We start from the raw sequence: 6,443 nt of genomic DNA, 5'->3' as shown, positions 1-6,443 counted from the left end.
CTGGCGGCGGCCAAGGCGGCGGCGGTCGCGGCCACTGCCGGGGAGGCCTGGGTGATCGGCTCGGACCAGGTCGCCGAACTGGACGGCCAACCGCTGGGCAAGCCCGGCGAGGTGGCCGCGGCGCACGCGCAACTGGCGGCCATGTCCGGGCGCAGCGTGCGCTTCCACACGGCGGTGTGCCTGCAGCGCGGCACACGCACCCTGCACGCCTGCGATCTCACCGAAGTACAGTTCCGCGACCTGCAGGCCGACGCCATCGCCCGCTACGTCGCTGCCGAACAGCCGCTGGACTGCGCCGGCAGCTTCAAGTGCGAAGGCCTGGGCATCAGCCTGTTCCGCGCAATTCAGACCCAGGATCCGACCGCGTTGATCGGCCTGCCGTTGATCGCGCTGTCCGAGTTGCTGCGCGAGGCGGGCTTCGTGCTGCCCTAACTCACTGCAGCCGGCACCACTGGTACGGGAAGCGCGCCTGCCCGACCCAGGATTGGTAGATCCGACAGGACCCCGGCTGCAGCGCCAGGCCGTAGCGCGCCAGTTGCTGCGCCGCCAGCGCCTGGGTCTGGCGATCCGCCGCGGCGACATCCACGGCCCGTTCCGGCAGCAGCACCCAGCGACAACGACCGGCATCCACCTCCACACCGGCGCGCACCGGGCGCCGCGCCAGGCGCCGCATCAACGCGCAATCGGGGCCGCGGTCCAGACCCAGGCGCGCGGCCACGGCATTGAGCCGCTGCAGGCGTTCGACATTGCGATCCACTTCCGCCGGCAGCATCGCGTAGCCCTGCCCGCGCGCCGCCAGCATCTCGCGCACCCGCGCGGCGTAGGCCGGCGTTTCCGGGAAATTGGAGGCGACCGACGCGTAGGCTGCCTGCGCGGGCAGGAACGGAATGCGCCACGACTCCGGCGCATCGCCGACCAGCAGCACCAGGCTGCGCTCGGGTTGCGGCATCGGCGGCGCCTGCACCCGGAACGCCTCGCACGCCCAGCGCTCGTGCCCCCACTCGCCCCAGCCGTACAGCGCAAAGACCGCACAGGCGATCAGCGTCCAGCGCGCCGCCGGCGCAGCGATGCGCGCCGGCAGCAGCCGCCGCAACCCCACCCACAGCAGCAGCGGCGCCAGCAGCTCCGGCACCACCAGGTAGCGCTGGATGCTGAAGGCCGCCTGCCAGGCGAGGAAGGCGACCACCACGAACACCAGCACCGCGCGCCACGCCGGCGCGACCACCTCCGCCGGCGCGAAGGCACGCGGACGCCGCAGCGCCCAGCGCAGAAACGCCACCAGGCCCAGCAGATATAGCAGCGGCCACACCAGTTGCCGCAGGCGCACCTCGCTGACCCGGTTCGGCGCCAGCGAGAACTGCAGCGGCCAGGTCAGCCACTCCCACAGCGTCTTCGGCAACCAGCGCGTGTCGCTGACCGCCACCGGCTGCGCCAGCGGCGCCAGGAAGTGACTGTTGAACTGCGGGAACAGCGGATTGCCGAAGGTCTGCCACACCCGCAGCAGCCACGGCCCGGCCAGCAGCGCGAAACTGAGCACCGTCACCGTAGTCAGCACTGCGGCGCCGCCGATCCGTTGCCGCGGGCGACCGCCGGCGACCAGTGCGGCCACGCCCAGGGCCAGCGCGAACAGGGCGTTGGTCAGCTTGCAGGCCATCGCCAGCCCGAGCAGGGCGCCGGCCAGCGCCCACCAGCCCAGCGCCACGCCCTGCCCCGCGGCCTGCTGGCGGCGTTGCGCGTGCAGCGCGGCGAGCAGCGCGCCCAACACCGGCAGCGCGCTGGTGTTGTCGCCCATGGTGCCGGCGAACTCGGACAGGAACGCGGCGCTGCACAGCCCGGCCAGCGCCAGCCACGGCACCAGCCGCGCGCGGTCCAGCCGCGGGTCCAGCACCTGCCAGACGATGCCGGCCAGCAGCAGGAACGCCAGTGCATGCAGCACGCCCATCGCGAACCCGGCCAGCGGCGCAGGCAGGCCGACGAACAGCGCGTAATGCAGCACGTCCAGCAGCGGATTGAAGTAGCTCTGCATCTGCGCCGGCGCCAGGTCGATGCCGAGGCGGCCGTGCAGGACGGCGTAGCCGTTGTACAGGTGGTAGTTGCGCAGGTCCCAGTTGGCGTCCTGGCCCAGCCATAGCGACAGCAGTCCGCCCAGCAGCGCGACCGCCACGCCCGCCGCGATCACGTTGCCGCGGCTGTGGAAGGCGAAGCGGCGGTCCAGTGCGGCGAGCAGGCGCTGGCGGCGCGTCGGGCGCGGCAGCGCCGCAGCAGCAGTGGTGCTCATGCGCCGTCACCATGATGCGCACCCTGCGCGTCCGCCGCCGGCCAGGCCGGGATCGCCAGGTAAGCCAGGCGCTTGGCCTCGATGCGGCCGCGCGTGACCGTGTCCAGGATCAGTCCGCAGGCCAGCAGCAGGACACCCAGCAACACCAACGCCGAACACAGGATCGCGGTGGGAAACCGCGGCACCAGGCCGGTCTGCGCATAGGTCAGCAACAGCGGCACTGCCAGCGCCAGCGCCAGCAGCACGCAGGCGCCGAAGCCCAGCGAGAAAAACAGCAAGGGTCGCTCGGCCTTGAATAGGCGCAGGATGGTCAGCAGGATGCGGGTGCCGTCGTGCCAGGTGCGCAGCTTGCTCTGCGATCCTTCCGGACGCGCGCCGTAGGCGGTGTCCACCTCGGCGACCGGCATGCGCAGTTGCAGCGCGTGCACCGCCAGTTCGGTCTCGGTCTCGAAGCCGGCGGCATGCGCGGGGAACGACTTCACGTAGCGTCGCGAGAACACCCGGTAGCCGGACAGCATGTCGTCGAAGCTGCGGCCGAACAGGAAACCCACGCAGCGGGTCAGCAGCACGTTGCCGGTGCGATGGCCGGCGCGGTACGCCGCCGCTTCGTCGCTGCGGCGCGCGCCGACCACCATGTCCAGTCCGTCGCGCAGCAGGCGCTCGACCAGCGCCGGCGCCATCGCCGCGTCGTAGGTCGCATCGCCATCGACCAGCACGTAGACGTCGGCCTCGATGTCGGCGAACAGGCGCCGCACCACGTTGCCCTTGCCCTGCAGCGCGACCTCGCGCACCACCGCGCCTGCCGCACGCGCACGGGCGATGGTGGCGTCGCTGGAATTGTTGTCGAACACGTGGACCTGCGCGCCCGGCAGATGCGTGGCGAAATCGGCCACGACCCGGCCGATGGTGGCCGCCTCGTTGTGGCAGGGCACCAGCACCGCGATCCGCGGCGCGGCCGCGGGGCGATCGGAGGGGAAACTGGACATGGGCGGCGTGCGGTCCTGCGCGGCAGCGTGGAAAGGCGCGCCATCCTAGCTCAGTGCGGGCGCAGCACGATCGGTTGTTCCCACCAGTCCTCGACGCTGCCGTCGCGGCCGTGCAGGCGCAGGCCCAGCCAGTGCGTGCCCGGTGCCAGGCCACTGGCATCGACGGTGGCACGGAAGCCGATGTTCGGATGATTGGGATCCGTGGAGATCTTCCAGAACCTGGTGACGTCGTAGACGTCGCCGTAGTGCGCCTGCGCCGCGACCTTGCCGTCGAGCAGTATCTCGACCCGGTCGATTCCTACGCCGTCCTTGAACGCCCAGCCGGACACGTCGAAGCGACGGTCGACGCTGGCATCCACGTCCGGGGTGTTGAACCAGGCCATCGCCGGCGTGGTGCAAGGCCCGCTCGCGCGCTGCGCCGGCAGCGCGAACAGCAGGAAACGCTGGCTGCCGTGGTCGCTGGACACCACCCGCGGCGGCGGCAGCGGACCGACCAGGTCGCAGACCGCGTGGTAGCGCTGCAGCAGCAGCCGGTACTTCATGTCGCTGGGCGAGAGCACCAGCAGCCGTGGACCGTCGCGGTGGCCGTCGCTGAGCAGACCCCACTGCTGCAGTTGTGCGCTGCGCCCGTGCTTGTCGTTCAACGGATGCGGCAGCACCTGGATATCCGGGTCGCGCAGTTCGAAACCGAGTTCGGCGCCGACCTTGAAGTTGTCCGCCAGCACCTGGGTGCCGGGCGGCATGCTCGCCAGTTCGCGACGCACCGCGCCGGCCAGCGGCCGCCAGCCGGCGAAGTTGCGCGGGTAGTACTTGTCGCCGGCGGTGTGCTCGCGCACCGCCGGCACCGACACCGCCAGGTAGTAGCCGAACGCACCGACCAGGCCCAGCCCGGCCAGCAGCCAGGTCGCACGGCGCAGCGGCTTGCTCCAGCCGTTGAGGATCACCGGCGTGGCGATCAGCAGCGCCAGATAGCCCGGCAGCGGCCAGTGGAAGCTGACCCGCTCGGCGTCGGTGAAGAACCCGAGCAGGAAGATGCCCAGCGTGGACACCCCGCCGAGCAGGCCGAAATACCGCCACTGCACGCGCGTGCCGCTGCTGCCGCCACGCGTGGCCATCAGCGCCACCTTGGTCATCGCCACCGCCAGCAGCGGCGTGACCAGCAGCAACTGGATCAGCAGGAAAGCGATGCCAGCGGGCTGGAAACTCCAGGGATGGCGGTCGACCAACTGGAACTTGAGACCGGCTTCGCCGTTGTCCGCGTTCCAGGCCAGCAGCGGCAGCCAGGCGACCATGCCCAGCGCCAGCGCGACCCACACCTGCGGATCGCGCAGCATGCGCCGGCCCTGCGGGATCAGCAGCAGCGCGATCGCGCCGACGCCGATCACGCCGACGAAGCGGTAATGGCTCAGCGCGCCGATGACCAGGCCCAGCGCCAGCTCCACCGCGCTCATCGCCTCGGTCTGGCGCAGCAGCCGCGCGCTGGCGTCGATGCACAGGATCGTCGCCAGCGCCATCGGCACGTCCGGCAGCGCCAGGATGCCCAGGGTGCCGGACAACGGCATCAGCAAGGCCAGGCTGCCGGCGCGCCAGCCCGCCACCGCACCGAACCAGCGCGTGGCGATGCGTGCGATCAACCATGGCAGGGCCGCGCCCAGCAGCAGGAACGGCGCACGCAGCGCCAGCAGATGATCGCCGCCGAGCGCCACGCCCAGCCGCGCCAGCCACGCGGTCAGCCCGGGCAGATCCGAGTAGGCCAGCGCCAGGTGCTGGCCTTCCTGCCAATAGAATGCCTCGTCCACGAACAACGGCAGGCGCGCGGCGACCAGCAGTTTGGCGGCGGTGACGAGCGTCCACAGCACGATGAAGACGCTGCGTGCACGTTGTTCCCCTTGCATTGCCCGTAAACTCCCTGAAACCGTTGCGAGAATGCGATGCCTACTCCGCCCCGCTTGCCGGAAATGCTAACCGATACGTTGCGCGAGGCGCTCACGCGCGCCCAGCAGCAGGTCAATGCGCTGGTCCTGGGCAAGCCGCAACAGGTGCGCATGGCGTTTGTCGCCCTGCTGTCCAGCGGACATCTGCTGATCGAGGACCTGCCCGGCCTGGGCAAGACCACCCTGGCGCATGCGCTGGCCGCGAGCCTGGGACTGGGCTTCCAGCGCGTGCAGTTCACTTCCGACTTGCTGCCGGCCGATGTGCTCGGCGTGTCGGTGTACGACGCGCAGTCGCGCCAGTTCCAGTTCCATCCCGGCCCGGTGTTCACCCACGTGCTGCTCGCCGACGAGATCAACCGCGCGCCGCCGCGCACGCAGAGCGCGCTGCTGGAAGCGATGGCCGAACAGCAGGTCACCCTCGACGGCACCACCCATCCGCTGCCATCCCCGTTCTTCGTCATCGCCACGCAGAACCCGGTGGACCTGTCGGGCACGTTCCCCCTGCCCGACTCGCAACTGGACCGCTTCCTGCTGCGGCTGGCGCTGGGCTATCCCAACGCCGAGGCCGAACGCGCGCTGCTCAGCGGCAGCGACCGCCGCGACCTGATCGCGCAGGCGCAGCCGCTGCTCGGCGAGGCCGACATGGCCACGCTGCGCCAGGGCGTGGAGCAGATCCATGCCAGCGAGGCGCTGGTCGGCTACGTGCAGGCGCTGCTGGCGCGCAGCCGCCAGCATCCGGGCGTACGGGTGGGCCTGTCGCCGCGCGCCGGCATCGCCCTGCTGCGCGCGGCCAAGGCGCATGCGCTGCTGCTCGGCCGCGGCCATGTGCTGCCCGAGGACGTGCAGGCGCTGTTCGTGGCTGTGGCCGAGCATCGCCTGGTGGCCGAGCAGGAATCGGCCTCCGGCCAGGCCCTGGCCAAGGCGATCCTGCACAGCGTCGCGGTGGACTGACACCGATGCCGGGCGGGCGGCGCGACTGGCGGCAGCGACTGGCGCAGTTGGCCGCGCCGCGCGCGCCGGAAGCGCTGCCGGTGCATCTGGACCGGCGCCGCATCTACATCCTGCCGACGCCGTTCGGCGGCTTCCTGGCGTTGCTGCTGGCGGCGATGCTGCTCGGCGCGCTGAACTACAACAACAACCCGGCGCTGCTGCTGGCGATGCTGCTCGGCGCCGCCGCAATGGCCAGCGCCATCGTCGCGCACCTGCAGTTGTCCGGGCTGCGCCTGGAGGCGCTGTCGGCCGAGC

Annotated in this window: 5 protein-coding genes and 1 pseudogene; 3 read left to right on the top strand and 3 right to left on the bottom strand. The window is 71.3% G+C overall.

The features are described from left to right. On the top strand, window positions 1-432 hold a 432-nt coding region (locus tag D588_RS0101525; RefSeq protein WP_017914727.1), incomplete at its 5' end, for a Maf family protein. A 1-nt stretch (window position 433) separates the two neighbouring features. On the opposite strand, the gene D588_RS0101520 is transcribed toward D588_RS0101525, so the two are convergent. The 3 genes from D588_RS0101520 to D588_RS0101510 are packed head-to-tail and all read right to left on the bottom strand — an operon-like array spanning window position 434 to window position 5,159. Further along, complete coding sequence (locus D588_RS0101520; protein ID WP_017914726.1) at window positions 434-2,278, bottom strand: glycosyltransferase 87 family protein; 1,845 nt, start codon at window positions 2,276-2,278, stop codon at window positions 434-436. Then, entirely contained in the window at window positions 2,275-3,264 is a 990-nt protein-coding gene (locus D588_RS0101515) for a glycosyltransferase family 2 protein (RefSeq protein ID WP_017912660.1), read from the bottom strand. Before D588_RS0101515 ends, D588_RS0101520 begins: the two co-directional genes overlap by 4 nt. Window positions 3,265-3,314: 50 nt before the next feature. Further along, complete coding sequence (locus tag D588_RS0101510) at window positions 3,315-5,159, bottom strand: glycosyltransferase family 39 protein (protein WP_017914725.1); 1,845 nt, start codon at window positions 5,157-5,159, stop codon at window positions 3,315-3,317. Between the two features lie 36 nt (window positions 5,160-5,195). Between D588_RS0101510 and D588_RS0101505 the strand changes: the two genes are divergently transcribed. Both D588_RS0101505 and D588_RS23765 read left to right on the top strand, forming a co-directional pair. Continuing rightward, entirely contained in the window at window positions 5,196-6,149 is a 954-nt protein-coding gene (locus tag D588_RS0101505; RefSeq protein ID WP_026143250.1) for a MoxR family ATPase, read from the top strand. 5 nt (window positions 6,150-6,154) lie between these two features. Continuing rightward, window positions 6,155-6,443: pseudogene (locus D588_RS23765) on the top strand (DUF58 domain-containing protein); the annotation flags it as partial.

The sequence above is a fragment of the Xanthomonas sp. SHU 308 genome (assembly GCF_000364645.1).
Taxonomy (GTDB): Bacteria; Pseudomonadota; Gammaproteobacteria; order Xanthomonadales; family Xanthomonadaceae; genus Xanthomonas_A; species Xanthomonas_A sontii.
This window is presented reverse-complemented; position numbering and strand designations above follow the sequence as displayed.

What these genes read in the sequence shown, in the direction of transcription:
- D588_RS0101520 (WP_017914726.1), bottom strand. Translation starts at nt 2,278, where the DNA reads ATGAGCACCACTGCTGCTGCGGCGCTGCCGCGCCCGACGCGCCGCCAG.
- D588_RS0101515 (WP_017912660.1), bottom strand. Translation starts at nt 3,264, where the DNA reads ATGTCCAGTTTCCCCTCCGATCGCCCCGCGGCCGCGCCGCGGATCGCG.
- D588_RS0101510 (WP_017914725.1), bottom strand. Translation starts at nt 5,159, where the DNA reads ATGCAAGGGGAACAACGTGCACGCAGCGTCTTCATCGTGCTGTGGACG.
- D588_RS0101505 (WP_026143250.1), top strand. Translation starts at nt 5,196, where the DNA reads ATGCCTACTCCGCCCCGCTTGCCGGAAATGCTAACCGATACGTTGCGC.